This is a genomic window from Variovorax brevis, assembly GCF_030317105.1.
Lineage (GTDB): Bacteria > Pseudomonadota > Gammaproteobacteria > Burkholderiales > Burkholderiaceae_C > Variovorax > Variovorax brevis.
In genome coordinates this window covers 90,236-106,407 of record NZ_JASZYG010000009.1, presented here as the reverse complement: position 1 = coordinate 106,407, position 16,172 = coordinate 90,236, and the positions used below count along the sequence as shown (strand labels likewise).

Here is a 16,172-nt window from a genome sequence, read left to right as displayed (position 1 = left end):
TGAACCGTTTGGCCACACGCGGCAACCCAAGGAGCGGAAGGCAAGTCATTGACGCCCTACCGCCAGCGCGCATCCCCGGAGCTGGCAACCATTTCCAGCCAGGAGACCCGCCATGAACGCCACCCTCGTCCGCGCCACCCGAATCAGCTTCGTCGCCGCCCGCATCGCCTTCGCCGTCACCTCCATGGGCTGCGGTACCCACGCATTCGCGGGGCAAGAATTGCTTGGCGTGGATTCGCAATTCCGCGCAAAAATTGCGAAGGAAAAGATCCGTATCGCCGCGCAGGAACGCAAGGCCGAGGAACAGGGCAAGTCTTTCGACCAGAACCAGAACAACAGCTGCGGAAGCCAGAACATCGGCAACGTCGACACCGGCGGGCGCATCGGAGCTGCTCCACGCGAAGTGTTCGTGTTCGCGCCCAATGCCATCAACATCGTCGGCCGCGGTAGCTGCCGTTGAGACGCAAGTTCTTGCAGAACGGAGATGTCATGAAACCGACCCCCATCGTGCGCTGCCTCGCCCTTGCCGCCGCTGTTGCGACACTTGCAGGCTGCCAGACGCTCGAAGTCAAGAAGCCGACGGTCGAGCAGACCCAGGAGATCCGCAAGGGCCCGGAAAGCCGGCCCCAGCGCTCGATCACGGGCTTCTCCAATGCCCTGCGTTGCATGGACACGCTGCTGCTGGACTACGGCGTGCGCGATGTGACCATGCTCACCGAAGAGATCACCGACGAGACGAAAAAGCTCAACGCCGGAACACGCGACATGCTGATCACGTCGGTGTCGGACATGTCGCGCCGCAGCCGTGCGGTGCGCCTGGTCGCGTTCGGCAAGGACACGCTCAACGTCGTCACCTTCCTGGCATCGGCGCAGAGCCAGGGGGCCTACCAGGCCATCCCGCTGTATGACATCAAGGGTTCGGTGTCGCAGTTCGACGAGAACCTCATCAAGAACCAGAAGGACGCGGGCTTCGGCATCTTCCCCTACCTCAACCTGGGCATTGCGAAAGACGCGGCCTCCAGCATGCTGGCCCTGGACCTGAGCGTGCTGACGACCAGCGACATGGGTGTGCTGCCGGGCGTGACCTCACGCAACTCGGTGATCATCCTGAAGCAGGGCAGCGGCTTCGACGGCGACGCCGCGTATCACAAGTTCGGCATCAACTACAGCATGGCCCTGGCGCGTGCCGAAGGCCAATCGCAAGCGCTGCGCGGGCTGGTCGAACTGGCGGCCGTCGAGCTCATCGGCAAGCTGACCAAGACCCCCTACTGGACCTGCCTGGGCGTGACCGACCCGAAGGCCAACGACGAAACGAAGCTCGAGATGTTCGACTGGTACCACTCGATGGCCGCCACGCGCATCGAGCTGATTGCCTACTTCCAGAACCAGTTGCGCCGCCGCGGCTTCTACGACGGCCCGATCGACGGCGAATTCAATCCGGCCATCGACGAGGCGATCGCAAACTATCGCGCCGAACTCGGCATGAGCCGCGAGGCCGTGCTGAACGAAGAGTTCTTCTACGCCTTCCTGGCCGCCGACCACACAAAAATCAAACGACCGGCGCAACCTGCACGCTACGTGGCGCCAACCGCCGTGGCGGGAGGCCCCGCAGCGCCCTCGGCACCGGCCCCCGCGCCCACTGCGGCACCACTGAAGCTGTCCGTCACGGCCCCGAAGCAGCAGACGCGCTTTGCCCGCGGCGAGTCGATCAGCCTGGCCCTTGCGCCGTCGCAGGACGCGCACGTCTACTGCTACCTGCAGGATGAGGATTCGAAGGTCATCCGCTTCTTCCCCAACCGCTTTGCCCGCGACTCGCGCATCGCTGCGGCCAAGCCGCTCACGCTGCCCGGCGCCATGCGCTTCCAGCTCACGATGAACACCAAGGGCGTGCCCGAGACCGTCTCGTGCTTCGCCACACAGGGCGACGTGATGGCCTCGCTGCCCCAGGCGTTGGTGGGCACCGACTTCGAACCCCTGCCCGGCGCCACGCTCGACCAGATCCGTGTCGCCTTCGACAAAGCCAGCGGCGGCAAGCTCGCCCAGGAGAACTTCCATGTACAAGCCAAGTGACGCCCGTCCCGAACGCAGTGCGAAGCACCGCGGCGCCCGCATCGCCGCCATGGCCGGGGTGGCCCTGGCCACCGCAGCCGCCGCAATGCTGCTGCAACTGCCCCTTGGCGCCACGGCAGGCGTCGCAACCGGCGGCGACGATGCCGTCGTGTCCCGGGCCCCGCTGCCGCCCGCGCCTTCCCCCGCGCCTTCGGCATCGAACCGGAAGGCGGGCACCTACCAACTGCGCTGCTGGCAGTACGGGCGCCTGCTGTTCGACGAAGGTCCGGTCACGCTGGGCGCCGAGGCGCGGCAGCAGGCCAAGATGGTGGCGATCGATCGCAACGGTGCGCCGCTGATGATCACGGCCGACATCGGCGGCACCACCTGCCTGGCACGGCCCTCGGCGCCCGAACGCAGCCTCGCGCTGCCGCGCTGAGGCCAGGGCCCGCGGCCAAAGGGAGCCTCTCCATGAACTGGTTGACACGTGCCTTCCCGGTCCGGGCCTCACGCCGGGCGGCGGCTTTGACCGCCGGCTGCACCGCGGCACTCGCCGCGACACTTTGCATGCCGGCACACGCCACCATCGAAACCCGCAGCGTTGCCGACTTCGACGAAATCGTGTTCTCCGTCGCCGGCGAAGTCAGCGTCGAACAGGGTTCGCGCGAGTCGCTGAGCCTGGACGCCGAACCCGCGGTGCTGCGCAAGATCACGACCGAGATTCGCGACCGGCGCCTCATCATCGGCGTGTCGCCCAGCAGCCGCATCGAAACCAACCAGCCGATCCGCATGAAGATCGGCGTGCGACAGTTGCGCGCCTTCGAGTCGCGCACCTCCGGCGCCATCAGCATCGGGCCGCTGCGCAGCGACACGCTCGCGCTGGTGCTGGCGGGCGGCGGCTCGATACGCGTCGATCGGCTGGACAACGCGGCCAACCTCAAGGTGCAGATCACCGGCGCGGGCGACATCTCGGTGGGGGGCGGCAAAGTGACCGCGCAACAATTGGCCATCACCGGCACGGGCACCTACTCCGCGCCGAAGCTCGCCAGCGAGCGCGCCGAGGTCGCCATCGACGGCAGCGGCGAAGTGCAGCTCGCCGCCAGCGCGACGCTGGCGGTGCGCGTGGACGGCATCGGCAACGTGCGCTACCACGGCGACCCGGCGGTGACGCGGTCCATCCGCGGCATCGGTTCGATCAATAAAGATTGAACCAGACCGGCGGCACGCGCAACCCATGGGCATCGACGAATCCAACGCCCAAGGAGCCGAAATGACCCGCTACCTCACCACCCTCGCCCTCGCACTCGCGGCAGCCTCCATCCTGGTCGCCACGCCGGTGAAGGCCGAGAAGGTCATCATCTACCGTGAAGGCCAGGTCGTGGATCCGCAAGATGTGGCGGACGTGCTCGGCAAGGTCAGGACCCGTGGGATCCGCCTGCTCGACGATGGGCCTGCAGCGCCCGCCGCGGCAGCCGCAGCAGCCCCGGCGAAGGCCACCACCAAGGTGGCGGAACTCTCCCTGCCGACCACGCCGGTGCGTCCCGCGGCCCACAAGGCGTCCAAGGCCCCTGCCGCCGCTGCGCCCGCTGCCCCGGACGACTCGCCCGCTGACGCCGCGGCGCTTTCCCTGCCGGTGCGCTTTGCATTCGACTCGGCGGACATTCTTCCGGCCGCACGCGCCCAGCTCGACGCGCTGGCCAAGGGCATCAAGCTGCTGTCCCCGGACAGCATCGTCACGGTGGAAGGCCACACGGATGCCGCCGGCTCCGATGCCTACAACCTCGAACTGTCACGCGTGCGTGCCAACGCCGTGCGTGACTACCTGGTGAAGCAACACGGCATCGACGCCGCACGCCTGAAGGCCGTCGGCTACGGCAAGAGCCGGCCGCTCGACGGCGCCGACCCGTACGCCGCCGTGAACCGGCGCGTGCAGTTCCGCGGCTCCTGAACCCGATCGCGCGGGCACCCCAACCGGTGCCGCGCACTCCTCTTGTGCCGCCGTGGCGCAGCACGCAGAATGGGACGCGATCGCCTGTGGAGGTTCGCACCGTGTGGAAGAACACTGCATCTCTCGCCACGCCGGTCTGCAGCGCCGATGCCTCCCGCCGCAACGTTCTTGCTTGCATGAGTCGCCGTCGCCTGCTCGCCTGCCTCGGCCTAGCGCCTGTGATGTGGAGCGGCGCGTGCCATGCGCAAGCGCAGCAGCAGCAGCAACAGCCGACGCAGGCCAAGATCGAAGCCTCACGGCAACGCCGCGTTGCACTCGTGATCGGCAACGGCCGCTACCCCGAGATTCCACTGAACAACCCCGAGCACGATGCACGCCTCGTCGCGCAGACCTTGCGCGGGCTCGACTTCGAAGTGGGTGAACACCTCAACCTCAACGCCCGCGACTTCAAGCGCGTGCTGCGCGAGTTCGCGCGCCGCATGGATGACGACCAGGTCGCGTCGGTCTTCTATTACGCGGGCCATGGCGTGCAGATCGGCGGGCGCAACTATTTGCTGCCGGTGGACATCGCGCTGCGCGACGAGGGCGAAGTGCGCGACGAAGCCATCGACATGCAGGAAGCGCTGCTCGCGCATGTCGACCGGGTGCGCCCACGGGCGCGCATCTTCATCATCGACGCCTGCCGCAACGACCCCTTCGCGGCGCGCAGGGGCGCTTCGCGCAACGCCAACGGCCTGGCCGAGATGGCGGCGCCAGGTGCGCTCATTGCGTTCTCCGCAGCGCCTGGCCGTGTGGCCGAGGACGGGCCAGTGGGCGGCAACAGCATCTACACGCGTCACCTCGCGACCGAGCTGCGCACACCCGGCGTCGAAGTCGAGGACATGATGAAGGCGGTGCGCATCAAGGTGCTGCGCGACACCGCCGAGCGACAGATTCCGTGGGTCAACACCTCGATGGTCGTGAACTTCATGTTCAACCCCGGTGCCGCGCCGGCACTGGCCGGCGCCAAGCGCAACCTGCAGTTGCTGGTGCAGGCGCAACGCAGCCTGAACACTGATGCACGCAACGCGTCTGCTTCACTCGCGCTGCGGGTCTATGTGCTGCGCGATGCAAGCGGATTCGAGAAGGCCAGCTTCGACAGCCTCTACGACGATGACGAGGCCACCCTCGGCTCGAACGTGCTCGTGCGCGAGAGCCTGCACCTGCGCCCCGGCGAAGCGCGCGAGCTGGCGCTCGAAGTGGCCGGCGACGCGCGCGTGGTCGCGGTGTTCGGTGCCTTTCGGGAAATCGAGCATTCGAACTGGCGCGCCGTGCTGCCCTTGCCCGCGGGCGCGCTGGCCACGCGTGCGCGCGTGGACGCGCAGGCGCGGCAGTTGCAGATCGGGTGGTCCAAATGAAGCAGCCCGGCGACGCGCCCGCATCGCCGGCTGTCGGCGAGCCGGAGAACGTTGGGGAGCCGGACTGCGTCGACGAGCCGGCCGCCGCGCGTGCGCTGCGTGTGCAGGCGCTTCCCCTCGTCGCATTGATGGCCCGCCTGCGGGATGCGACGCCCGCCGACCCTGCTGGCCTGCGCGGCATGCTGGCTGCGGCGGTGAACCGTTTCGAAGCCGATGCGCGCAGTGCAGGCGTCGACGAAGCCAGCATCGCCGGCGCGAGCTACGTGCTGTGTGCCTGGGGCGACGAGCAGTTCAGCGCAGCACCCTGGGGTGCGGGCGGCGCCGGCCTGCTGCAGCGCTTTCATGGCGAGGCCCACAGCGGCGACAAGCTGCTTCGCCTGCTGACGCGACTCGCGGAAAAGCCGCGCGAGCACCGCGCGCTGCTGGAGCTGTTCCACACCTGCCTGAGCCTGGGGCTGCGTGCGCGTCCGGGCATGGACAACCGCGACCATGACAAGCTGCGATCGCGCGTGCATCTCGCGTTGCAGCAGGTGGCGCCGGTGCCGGCGCTGGTGGGGCCCTGGCATTGCGCGGAGGCTGCCGCCAAGCCCCCGCGCGTGCCGCGCGGCGCGTTGCCGGCGGTGCTCTTGCTGGGCGTGCTGGCCCTGGGCGTCTACAGCGCCAGCCAGTTGCAGCTTGCGAAGCGCGTCGATGGCGTGCTGGCGTCCTTGCAGCGACTCGTGCCGGCACGCGCCCCCTCGGGCCCGCCCGTCGCGGCCGCGGCGACCGTGCCGCCACGCCTGGCTGCGGACCTGCGCGCGGACATCGACGCGGGCCGCCTGTCCGTTCGCGACGAAGCGCTGCGCAGCGTGGTCGTGCTGCGTGCCGATGCGCTGCGCGAGGCCAACGCCCCCCTGGCGCGCGTCGGCGCGGTGCTGGCGAAGCGGCCAGGCAAGGTGCTGGTCGTCGGCTACACCGATGGCAGCGACCGGCCGACGGCCGGCACGCCCTCGGCTTGGCACCAGGCGATGGAATGGGCGCGCGGCGCCGCCGCCACCATGCGGCCCCAAGTGGGCGATGCACGGCTGGCGGTCGAGGCGCGCGTGGAGTCCTCCTCCGGCGAGCCGCCAAGGCGCGTCGAGATCGTGCTGTTCCCGGAATGAAGCCGCCCTTCCGCTTCGTGCAACGCGCCGTCAACTTCGGCGCTGCAGGCGCGCTGCTGTGGTTCGCCGCGCCGTTGATCGCCGTGGGCACCTGGCACCCCTTCAACGACGTGCGCGCGCGCATCGCGCTGCTGGTGGTGGTCGCGCTTGCGCTGCTGGGCCTGCGCTGGCTGCGGCTGCTGCTGGCAAGGCGGCGCAACGAGCAACTGTTGCAAAGCCTGGAAGCCGGCGACGCCGGCCCCGAACTGAGCCAGCGATTCCGCCAGGCGCTCGCGATGCTGCGCCACGGCGTCGAGGCGCAAGGCACCCGCCGCTGGTGGCAGCGCCGGCGACAGGTGCTGCAACTGCCCTGGTACCTGATCATGGGTGCGCCCGGCGCCGGCAAGACCACGGCGCTCTTGCATTCGGGCCTGCGCTTTCCGCTCGCCGAGAAGCTCGGGCGCGACCCGCTCGCGGGCATTGGCGGCACGCGCCATTGCGACTGGTGGTTCAGCCAGGACGCCGTGTTCATCGACACGGCCGGCCGCTACATGACGCACGACAGCGACCCCGAGGCCGACGCGCGGGAGTGGCAACAGTTTCTCGCGCTGCTGCGCCGGCACCGGCCGGTGCAACCGATCAACGGCGTGATCGTGAGCGTCAGCGTGCCCGACCTGTTGCAAGGCGGCGCGGAAATCGCGCGCCAGGCAGCGGCGGCCGCGGCGCGGCTGGACGAACTGCGCCGCGAACTGGACCTGGCCTTTCCGATCTACCTGCTGGTGACCAAGGCCGACCTGCTCGCCGGTTTTGTCGAGACCTTCGGCGACCTCGACGCCACGCAACGCGAGCAACTCTGGGGCCTGGTGTTCGATGCCGACCTGGACGGCATCCCGGCCGATCTCGGGCCGCGACTGATCGATCTTGCACACCGCCTGGCGCGGCGCGGCACCGATACCCTGCAGCATGAAGCGACGCCGCAGCGGCGCCTGCCGATCTACGCCTTTGCCGCGCAGTTCGCATCCCTGCTCAGGCCGCTCGACAGCTTCGTGCGCAAGGCCTTCGCCGGCATTGCCGCCGAACCGGCGCAGCGCCTGCGCGCCATCGCGATGACGAGCGGCACGCAGGAGGGCAACCCCATCGACCGGGTCATCGGCGAACTCGCGCGCAGCCATGGCCTGGCGCTGAAGCCGCTGCCACGACCCGATGCGGGCGGCAAGTCCTTCTTCCTCACCGCGCTGCTCAAGCGACTGGTGATCGCCGAGGCGCCGCTGGCAGGCCAGCGACTGCAGCGCATGCGTTGGCGCCGGCGTGCCGCGATGGTCGGCGCGGGCGTTGTCGGTGTCACGCTGCTGGCGGCGACGGCCCTGTGGTGGCAGAGCTACCAGCGCAACCTCGCCTATGTCGATGCCGTGCGCACGCGCATCGAACAGTTGACGCAGCGCATCGGCTCGCTGGAATCGGCCAGCCTGGAGCAGGTGTTGCCGCTCTATTCGCTGCTGGAGCGACTGGCGGCCAACGATGGCATCGATCCGAATGAGCCACCGGCCGGCTTTGGCTTTGGACTGTTCCAGGGTCCGCGGCTGGCGCGCTCGGCGGAGCAGGCCTACCGCGAGATGCTCGATCGCAGCTTGGCGCCGCTGCTCGTCGAGCGCTTGCGCCGCGACCTGCGCGAGGCCGGGGACAGCGCGACACGCTACGACGCCTTGCGCGCTTCGTTGATGCTCGCCAGCCCTTCCCGACTGGACCGCGGCGCACTGCGGCGCTGGGGCGAGCAGGCGCTGGGACAGGCAGGCGGCGCCGGCGAACGCGCCGAATGGGCACGCCACGTCGATACGCTGCTGGAACGCAGCGGCCTGCCCGAGGCGATGCGCCCCGACGAAGCCGGCGTGCGCGCAGCGCGCAGCGCGCTCGCCGCCGTGCCGCTGGCGCAGCGCGTGCACGAGCAACTGTTGCGACGCGTGTCCGACCCCGAGCCACCGCAGGATCTGCCGACACGCCTCGGCACAACCAGCGCCCTGAGCTTTGCAGCGTCGAGCGCCGGGCCGATGCCGGTGCATTCCAGCGCTGGCGACTGGCGGCGCAAGCTCATGCCGGCGCTCGATGCGACCTTCAATGAACTGGCGAACGAGGCAGACTGGGTGCTCGGCGACAGCGGCGGCGACGTCCGCCGTTTGCAGAACGACCGCGCTTGGCGCGATGAGATCGCCACGCAGGTCGGCAAGCGCCATGCCGAACGCGTGATCGCCGCCTGGACTCGACAGCTCGATGCCCTTGCGCTGGCGACCGGCAGCGATGCGGACGGCGCCGCGCGTCAGGCCACGCAGCTCACCGCGCCCGATTCGCCGCTGCGCCGCCTGTTGACTCGCTTGGCCGACGAATTCAGCGCCACCTCGCAAGGCGACAGCCCGGCCGATGCTGCATTCGACAGCGCCTTGCGCGCACGCTTCGGTGCCCTCGGCGACTACGCGGCAGGTCCGGGACCGCAGGCGCTCGACCGCCTTCACGCCCTGGCCAGCGGCCCGCGCGACCCGGCTGCGAATGCCGAACTCGACGCCAACTTGCGCGCCGAGGCCGCCCGCGCCCCGCCCGCGCTGCGCAAGGTCTACATTGACCTCTCCACCTTGATTCGCGCGCGCGGCGGCGCCAAGCCGGGCTTCGACGCCGCGCTGGCCGAACTCGCGCAGACCTGCACGGCCTTGACGCGCGACCGCTTCCCCTTCGGCGCCACGGCGTCGCGCGACATGGCACCGTCCGACTTCGCGCGCCTGTTCGGACCCGGCGGCCTGTTCGACGACTTCCGGCGCAACCAGCTGGCCGAACGCGTCGACACGTCGAGCCGACCTTGGAAGGCTCGCAAGGCACCCGCGGACGCAGGCACGCCCGGCGCCTTCGAGCAGGCGGCGGCCATCGGCGCCTTGTTCTTCCCCGGCGGTGCGCCGCTGCCCGAACTCCGATTGCGCCTCACGCCCTTGGGCATGGATCCGGAGTTGCTGCAGTTCAGCGTCGATGTCGATGGCCAGTTGCTGCGCTTCGAGAACGGCCCCAAACGCTCGCGGGAACTGGTGTGGCCCGGACCGGCGTCCACGCAGAAGGTGCTGATGCGCGTGCTGCCGCCCGGCTCCACCGGCGTCGGCGCTGAAATCCATGAAGGTCCGTTCGCCTGGCTTCGCGTGCTGCTGCGCGGCGACTGGAAAGGCGAGCGCGGTTCCCCGGCGCAGCTGGCCTTTGTGGTGGACAAGCGCACGCTCGACGTGGAGGCGAGCGCAAGCGGCGCGCCCGACGCCGATATCTGGACCCTGCGGGAGCTGGCACGTTTTCGTTGTCCGCAAGCGCCATGGTGAAGTCACCGCCGCGTCGCGTGTGCTGGTACGGCAAGTTGCCGGCGCGGGGCGACTTCGTCGGTCGCGGTTTGCCGCCGCGCTGGCGCAGCGATTGGGATGGCTGGCTGCAACGTGGCCTTGCCCTCGCCGCCACGATGCTGGACGCCGAAACGCTGCGCGAGCGCCTGGACGCCTTCGCGCCGTGGCGCTATGTGGCGCTGCCGGCGCCGCATGACATCTGGTGCGGAATCATCGTGGCGTCGCACGACCGTGTGGGGCGCGCTTTTCCACTGACACTGGTCGAGCGATGGAGCGCGCCGGCCTCACCGCAAGAAGGCGCTGCACGGCTCGCGTCGCTGCTCGATGCGGTCGCGCAAGGACCCGATGCGATCGAATCGGCAATTGCCGCCTTGCCGCCGTGCGGCGGCCAGGAGTTCAAACCCGCCGAAGCCTGGCCGCCGCAGCCGGCCAGCCTCTGGTGGCCGCTCACAGCCGCACCCGACGCGGCTCCCCGCGCCGCAGCTTGGCCACCGGAGCCGGCGCTGCTCCTCGAACTGCTCGACATTCAACCGTCAGAGCACCAGATCGCGAGCGCGGAATAGTTGTCCTGGTCGCTGCGGTCGGCCCGCTGCACGCCCGCTTCGAGGCGATCGAGCCAGGCTTGCACGCCGCTGCAGCCCACCAAGCTACGCGCCATCGCCTCATCGTCGAACGCCGACCACAGGCCGTCGCTGCACAGCAGCAGCGCGTCGCCGGCCGCGAGCATCTGCGGCGATTCCAGGACTTCGAAGTCGAAGCCTTCGGGCGAGCCCAATGCCGATGCCAACTGGCCGGGGGCGACGGCGGTCGCGCTCAGTCCGGCGTCACGCAGGCGCTCTTGAAGGGTTTGGTCGCGCGTACGCCCGAGCAGCCGCGCGTCGTGCCAGTGGTACAGGCGCGAGTCGCCGGCATGGGCCCACAGCGCCGCGCCGCTGTAGAGGTCGAGCAGCAGCACCACGATGGTGGTGCGCATGTCGGCCGTGTGCGTGCCGGCCACCTGTTGCGCGACGACGGCGTTGTTCGCGCCTTCGACCAGCCCCTGCAGCACGCCGGGGCTGACCTCGGGATGCGACGCGAAGGCTTCCAGCACGTGCGTCACCGCGGCGCGCGATGCCGACTGGCCGCCGCCATGCCCGCCCGCGCCATCGCACAGGGCGGCGACCAGGGTGCCGGCGCCTTCCCAGTAGCCGAAGGCGTCCTCGTTGCGCTCGCGCTGCCCGATTTGCGACAGCGCGGCCAGCGAGACACTCAACGCGCGGCCGGCCATGGGGGCTCCAGTGGTGAGGGGTTGGTTTCGTCGTGGGTGCGCGACTGCGCTTCGTAGGCGCGCAGGAACTCGCGCCCGAAGATGGTCTGGAAGTCGTCGTCCAGGTGCTCGAGCAAATGGGCGTGCTGCATGCAGTGGCGATGCCAGAGGGCGGCAGCGCGCACCGACGGAAGTCGCGACATGCCGTGCGCCGGGCCTTCGATGGTCTCGGCGGCCTCGGGGCTGAGCCTGGAGAAGAGTTCGAACACCGCGGCGCGCATGCCCGCCACCATGGCCACCTGGTGCACCAGCAGGTCGCGATGCGCGTCGCGCAGGGCCGCGACGGGGTCGAGGAAGCCGTGGCTCGGGTCGCGCTGCAGCATGCGGGTCAGGGCTTCGGTGGCGTCGGGCGAGAACTTCAGGGGGTTGTTCTCGCGCGGCGCGATCTGCGTGCCTTCGGCCCGCATGTGGCGCTTGGCGACCGCGCGGCTCTTGAGCAGCGCCAGCGTGCCTTCGGCTGTTTCGCGCAACAGTGCGCCGAGATGTTCCATCCATTCCGGTGTGAGTGGCGCGACCTCGGGGCCGAGGCCGGCGCCGCGGGCGAACGCCGCGGCAAGCTCTTGCAGTTCGGGTGACAGGTCTGCGGCATGCCGCGCGACTCTGCGCGCGGGCGCAGCGTTGGCAGGGACCGGAGCAGCGTTGGCGGAGGCCGACGCTGCGCGCGTGCCGGCCGATGCGGGAGGCGTTGCGGCAGGCGTTGCGCCGGGCGTTGCGTCGGGCGATGCCGCAGGCGATGCGGCACGCGTCGCGCCAGACGATGCAACAGCCGTCGCCGCGAGCGGTGCGGCAGCCGGCGCAAGCGGCGCCGGCCCTGTCGTCCTGGCCGACTCGGCGCGCACCGGGCGGGGCGTCGGTGCGCCGGTGCGCACCACATGCCGACTGGTCTGCCAAGACACGACCGCAGTGCTTTCCGGCGACGGGGAAGATGCTGAAGGCGCCAGCGCGGGCAGCGGCGATTCGGCGGCGAGCGGATCGAGCGCCCCGTCCAGGTCGAACCAGCGATCGACTCGCGAGCGTTGCACTGCCGCCGCGACCGTCTCGACGGCCAGCTCAAAGCCGCAGATGCGCAAGCGGTCTCCCACCAGCAAGGTCAGTTCATTCCCCGGATCGATCTGCGCACCATTCACCCACAAGGGCGTGCGGCTGCTGACACAGCGTATGCGCATGATCTCGCCGACCGCGAACACCTGCGCGTGCTGGCGCGACACCATGCGAAGGGGGTCCGCCAGCACCAGGCCGCATTCTTCGGCGCGGCCGATGGTGATGCCCTCGGGCGGCAAGACCAGTGCCTCCGCATCGGGTTCGGTGGCGCCGGGGCGGCGTGTGACTCGTAGCGCGATCACGGCAGCTTCGGGCGTTCGGGTTCAGCCGAGCGCACGCCACAAGTCGGCCTGCACCTGGCGCGCATCGACCGTTGGCGTGAGCTGTGCGATCACGCCGGCGACGAATTGCTCGCGGGTCTGCGACTTGGCGGCGCAGCGCTTGGCGACGACACGTGCGATCGGGCCCAGGGACGGAAGGAGCGCGGTGGTGGCCTTTTCAACGTCACCCTCACGCAGCGGTACGCCGCCGCGCAACGCGTCGGCATCGACCTGCGTGGTCGCCAGCGTGGTGGCCGTTGCCGAAGTGGCGGGCGCAGTGGTACCCGTGGGCGGCGCACCGGCCTTGGCCAAGAAGCGCTCGCGTGCTTCGAAGTCGACGATCGAGCTGGCGACGGCGTGGCGAACCTCCCCCGGCGACGTCAGCCCGCGTGCGGCGCGTCGCACCAGCACGCGGGCCACTGCGCCGATGTGCTGGGCCAGTTCGCGTTCGATTTCCGCCAGCGCTGCGGCGTCCCATCCGGTGGGCACGGGGACCGAAGGCGGACCGGTGCCGGGCTGCGACTTCGGGGCCGCTGCGGGAATCGACACCGGGCCGGGGACGGTGGTTGCCAATCGCGTGGACGACGGCCTGGAGGGGCCGGACGCGTCCTTTGCCGCCGCGGCGGGCTTCGCCTCGGCGCCGACCAATTGCGCAGGCAGCAGGATGTCGGCGGGGAGCACCTCCGGCACCGCCTCCTTGGCGAGCGACAGCAAGGCTGTTCGCATCGCCAGGGCGTTGGCAAAGCGCTTGTCCGGGTCCTTTGCCAGCGCCAGGTCGAGCACCGCGTTGAAGCTCTCGTGCGCGGGATCGTTCGTCACCTCGCTCAGCGGCTTGTGCGGCTCGTAGACGATCTTGTACATGATCGCTTCGTCCGTGCCGGCGAAAGGCGTGGTGCCGCTCAGCATCTGGTAGAGCAGTACGCCCGAGGAGAACACGTCGACGCGCCGGTCGACCTCGCGGTCGGTGTACTGCTCGGGGGCGATGTAACCGGGCGATCCGATGACGGAGCTGCCGCGCGTCAGGTTCGACGACTCGGTTCGTGCGATGCCGAAGTCGGTGATCTTCAGGCGACCATCGTCGGCAATCAGCAGGTTTGCAGGCTTGATGTCGCGGTGCACGATGCCGCGCTCGTGCGCATAGTGCAGGCCATCCAATAGTTGCGCCATGACACACAGCACCTGCGGCACCGTGAGCTTGCGCGGTGCCTGGATGTAGTCGCGCAGGTTTCGTCCGGCGACGTACTCCATGACGATGTAGGCGCTGTCGTTGTCTTCGCCGAACTGGTAGACGGGGACGATGTTGCGATGCGTCAGCCGCCCTGCCGCTTTGGCCTCTACCCGGAAGCGCGCCGTCACGCCCGGTTCGTCGTCGCCCGATTCGAGCAGTCGGCGGTGGATCGTCTTGATGGCCACCGGACGGTCGATGGCCAGGTCATGCGCCAGGTACACCATGCCCATCGCGCCCGAACCGACCACGCCGCGGATGGGGTACGGACCAACATATTGGGGCGTGGACACCGGCATACGGTTGGTGATCCTCAGGTGTCGATCAGTTTGATGGCCTGATCGAGGCTGTGGCGCATGCGCGTGAACGACTGCGCGAGCGTCCCGATTTCATCACGTCCATGCGACTTGAATTCCGGCGCATCGGATTCGCCCAGGCTGACGCGGTTGGCGAGCTTCGACAACGCCGTCACCGGCCGGATCACCAGCAGGTAGAGCATGAGGTTCAGCACGATGCCGATCGCCACGAAGATGCCGATGAGCGAGGCCATGAAGACCTTGAACGCCTGGTCGGCGCGCGCCAGCGGCACCGACATGGGCACCGACACCACCTGCGCGCCGATCACCTCGTTCAATTGCCAGCCGAAACCGTTGGCGGGGCCGTACTTGTCGATGAGCGTGCGCGGCGCGGCTTCCACCGTGCTGTGGCAGGCCAGGCAGGCGGCGTTGGTGATGCGCAGCGGCCGCGCGATGTAGAGGGCGCGCCCGGTGCCGGACTCGCGCTCGCCGATGAACTCCTTCTGGTCGGCCTGGGAGCGAAAGCGGTTGACGATGTCGGCTTCCCAGTCGACCGCCCGATCGCGCGGGTTGGTCGGGTTCAGGGTCGCTTCCTTGTAGGTGTAGTCGGGGAAGCTCTTGGACAGCGTCGCCAACACTTCGGTGGCGGAATAGGCCGGCACCGTCTGGGGCAGGAAGGTGTACTTCATCTGCGTTTCGAGCAGCGGGCGGATCTGGTCGTTGGTGTAGGCGCGAATGGCCACGGCTTTTTCCATGGTCAGGCGCGCGTGGTTGAGGATTTCCTGCTTGGCGTTGCTTTGCAGCAGGTCATAGGAGATCTTTCCGGCGCCGAGCAAACCTGCGATGAAGATGACCAGGAAGATCAGGTTGAACTTGAGAAGTAGGCGCATGTGGGGTCTCCTGTCCTGCGGGTTCGTAGATCACTGGGTTGCGGCAAGACGGATGGGGGTTCACTATGGTTTTTCCGGCGGAGCGGTGGAGCCTGCGTTGGCTTTGGCTTCCGCGGCTGCGGCGGCCGCCGCGGCAGCAGCAGCGGCCTTGGCCCGGATGGCGGCCTGGCGCGCGGCTTCGCGTGCGCGGCGGCGTTCGGCTTCTTCGGCGAGGCGACGCGCGTAGCCTTCGGGGTCGGCGTCTTGTTCCCATTCGGGGTGCTGGGCCAGATCGGCCTTGGCGCCTGCGCGGAAGGCGGGGTCCGCTGCGGCGCGGGCTCGCCACAGGGGCAGCAGCGGCAGACGCACCGCCGGTTCGGTGCGCAGCCAGGGTGCGACGTCGGCGTAGGCGATCTCGCCTATCGCTTTGGGCTGGACGGTTCGCTTGGCGAACTGCTCGCCGCGTGGGGGCAAGCGGTCGCGGAACTGGCGTGGCACCTTGGCCAGGAACTCGGGCGGGGCGCGGCGCGTGACGGTTTGCGGGCTGCCTTCGCGCCGCTGGGCGAATTCGCCGCTGGCCAGTTCGGCGGTCGCGGGGGTGCCATCGCGTTGGGTGAGCTTGGCGGCGCCGCTTTCGAGGAACACCTCGTAGGGGGCGCCGGGGGTGGAGACGACGGTGGTGGCGGCTTGCGAGACGATCTCGAAGCCGGGGCTGGCGTAGCCGAAGGAGCCGGCGGTGCTGGTCTTGAGCCAGCCCTGGAGCAGGTAGAGCGGCGGGGCCGTCAGGCCCTTGGCGCCGATGCGGGGCCGCAACATCAGGCGTGTGGATTCACCGATGGCGACAAGGACGCCGCCGGGGAGTTCGATCTGGGCGAAGGCGCCGGCAGCCGTCTCGATGATGTCCTGGTCGTTCAGCGCCACGCCTTCGGCGAGGGTGTAGCGGGTGGTCTGGCGGATCAGGGTGGCATTGCCTTCGACGATGCCGACGATGCTGGTGGAGTTTGCTGGTGTTGGCGTTGTTTGCGCGCAGGTGAGCGACGGCGCTGCGAGCAGGCTCGCGACGCAGAGGAGGCCGAACGGGAACGAAAATTTGGTGAGTCGCACGACGTCACTCCGTAGGCAACAGTCAGCATTGCATCTGGTTGTAAGCCGGATGCGGTGACATTGTTAACCTAAGTGTGTCGCGATGCGATTGGCTTTCCGGTATAGGCCGCCATGAAATGACCCGCTGGGCGGGGCGA

The 16,172-nt window shown here is 69.2% G+C and carries 14 protein-coding genes; 9 read left to right on the top strand and 5 right to left on the bottom strand.

Going from position 1 to position 16,172, the window contains the following annotated elements; all coding sequences use genetic code 11:
• Window positions 1-112: 112 nt before the first annotated feature.
• The 9 genes from QTI66_RS26295 to tagF all read left to right on the top strand — a co-directional run bounded on the left by QTI66_RS26295 (window position 113) and on the right by tagF (window position 10,437).
• On the top strand, window positions 113-460 hold the full coding sequence (locus QTI66_RS26295) for a hypothetical protein (protein WP_286563068.1): 348 nt from the start codon (window positions 113-115) through the stop codon (window positions 458-460).
• Window positions 461-489: 29 nt separating this feature from the next.
• Window positions 490-2,070, top strand: a complete 1,581-nt coding sequence (locus tag QTI66_RS26290) for a DUF4384 domain-containing protein (RefSeq protein ID WP_286563067.1) — start codon at window positions 490-492, stop codon at window positions 2,068-2,070.
• Window positions 2,054-2,488, top strand: a complete 435-nt coding sequence (locus QTI66_RS26285; RefSeq protein WP_286563066.1) for a hypothetical protein — start codon at window positions 2,054-2,056, stop codon at window positions 2,486-2,488. Before QTI66_RS26290 ends, QTI66_RS26285 begins: the two co-directional genes overlap by 17 nt.
• Before the next feature lie 32 nt (window positions 2,489-2,520).
• Complete coding sequence (locus tag QTI66_RS26280; protein ID WP_286563064.1) at window positions 2,521-3,258, top strand: head GIN domain-containing protein; 738 nt, start codon at window positions 2,521-2,523, stop codon at window positions 3,256-3,258.
• Between the two features lie 61 nt (window positions 3,259-3,319).
• Window positions 3,320-3,997: an OmpA family protein gene (locus QTI66_RS26275; protein ID WP_286563062.1), complete on the top strand. Its 678-nt coding sequence runs from the start codon at window positions 3,320-3,322 to the stop codon at window positions 3,995-3,997.
• A 176-nt stretch (window positions 3,998-4,173) separates the two neighbouring features.
• Complete coding sequence (tssJ, locus tag QTI66_RS26270) at window positions 4,174-5,394, top strand: type VI secretion system lipoprotein TssJ (RefSeq protein WP_286563061.1); 1,221 nt, start codon at window positions 4,174-4,176, stop codon at window positions 5,392-5,394.
• Window positions 5,391-6,536, top strand: a complete 1,146-nt coding sequence (locus QTI66_RS26265; protein WP_286563060.1) for a DotU/TssL family secretion system protein — start codon at window positions 5,391-5,393, stop codon at window positions 6,534-6,536. Before tssJ ends, QTI66_RS26265 begins: the two co-directional genes overlap by 4 nt.
• Window positions 6,533-9,856 carry a type VI secretion system membrane subunit TssM gene (tssM, locus tag QTI66_RS26260; RefSeq protein ID WP_286563059.1) on the top strand — a complete coding sequence of 1,108 codons (3,324 nt, stop codon included), beginning with the start codon at window positions 6,533-6,535 and terminating at the stop codon, window positions 9,854-9,856. The genes QTI66_RS26265 and tssM overlap by 4 nt, the downstream gene beginning before the upstream one ends.
• The gene (gene tagF, locus QTI66_RS26255; protein WP_286563058.1) at window positions 9,850-10,437 is read left to right on the top strand and encodes a type VI secretion system-associated protein TagF; all 588 of its coding nucleotides are present in this window, start codon (window positions 9,850-9,852) and stop codon (window positions 10,435-10,437) included. The genes tssM and tagF overlap by 7 nt, the downstream gene beginning before the upstream one ends.
• Here the strand turns inward: tagF and QTI66_RS26250 are convergent.
• The 5 genes from QTI66_RS26250 to QTI66_RS26230 all read right to left on the bottom strand — a co-directional run bounded on the left by QTI66_RS26250 (window position 10,401) and on the right by QTI66_RS26230 (window position 16,035).
• Entirely contained in the window at window positions 10,401-11,141 is a 741-nt protein-coding gene (locus tag QTI66_RS26250) for a PP2C family protein-serine/threonine phosphatase (RefSeq protein WP_286563057.1), read from the bottom strand. The genes tagF and QTI66_RS26250 overlap by 37 nt on opposite strands.
• The gene (gene tagH / locus QTI66_RS26245; protein ID WP_286563056.1) at window positions 11,123-12,523 is read right to left on the bottom strand and encodes a type VI secretion system-associated FHA domain protein TagH; all 1,401 of its coding nucleotides are present in this window, start codon (window positions 12,521-12,523) and stop codon (window positions 11,123-11,125) included. Before tagH ends, QTI66_RS26250 begins: the two co-directional genes overlap by 19 nt.
• Window positions 12,524-12,544: 21 nt before the next feature.
• Window positions 12,545-14,065 carry a serine/threonine-protein kinase gene (locus tag QTI66_RS26240; RefSeq protein WP_286563055.1) on the bottom strand — a complete coding sequence of 507 codons (1,521 nt, stop codon included), beginning with the start codon at window positions 14,063-14,065 and terminating at the stop codon, window positions 12,545-12,547.
• Window positions 14,066-14,079: 14 nt separating this feature from the next.
• Window positions 14,080-14,952: a Tll0287-like domain-containing protein gene (locus QTI66_RS26235; RefSeq protein WP_286563053.1), complete on the bottom strand. Its 873-nt coding sequence runs from the start codon at window positions 14,950-14,952 to the stop codon at window positions 14,080-14,082.
• Between the two features lie 63 nt (window positions 14,953-15,015).
• On the bottom strand, window positions 15,016-16,035 hold the full coding sequence (locus QTI66_RS26230; protein ID WP_286563052.1) for a FecR family protein: 1,020 nt from the start codon (window positions 16,033-16,035) through the stop codon (window positions 15,016-15,018).
• Window positions 16,036-16,172 lie beyond the last annotated feature (137 nt).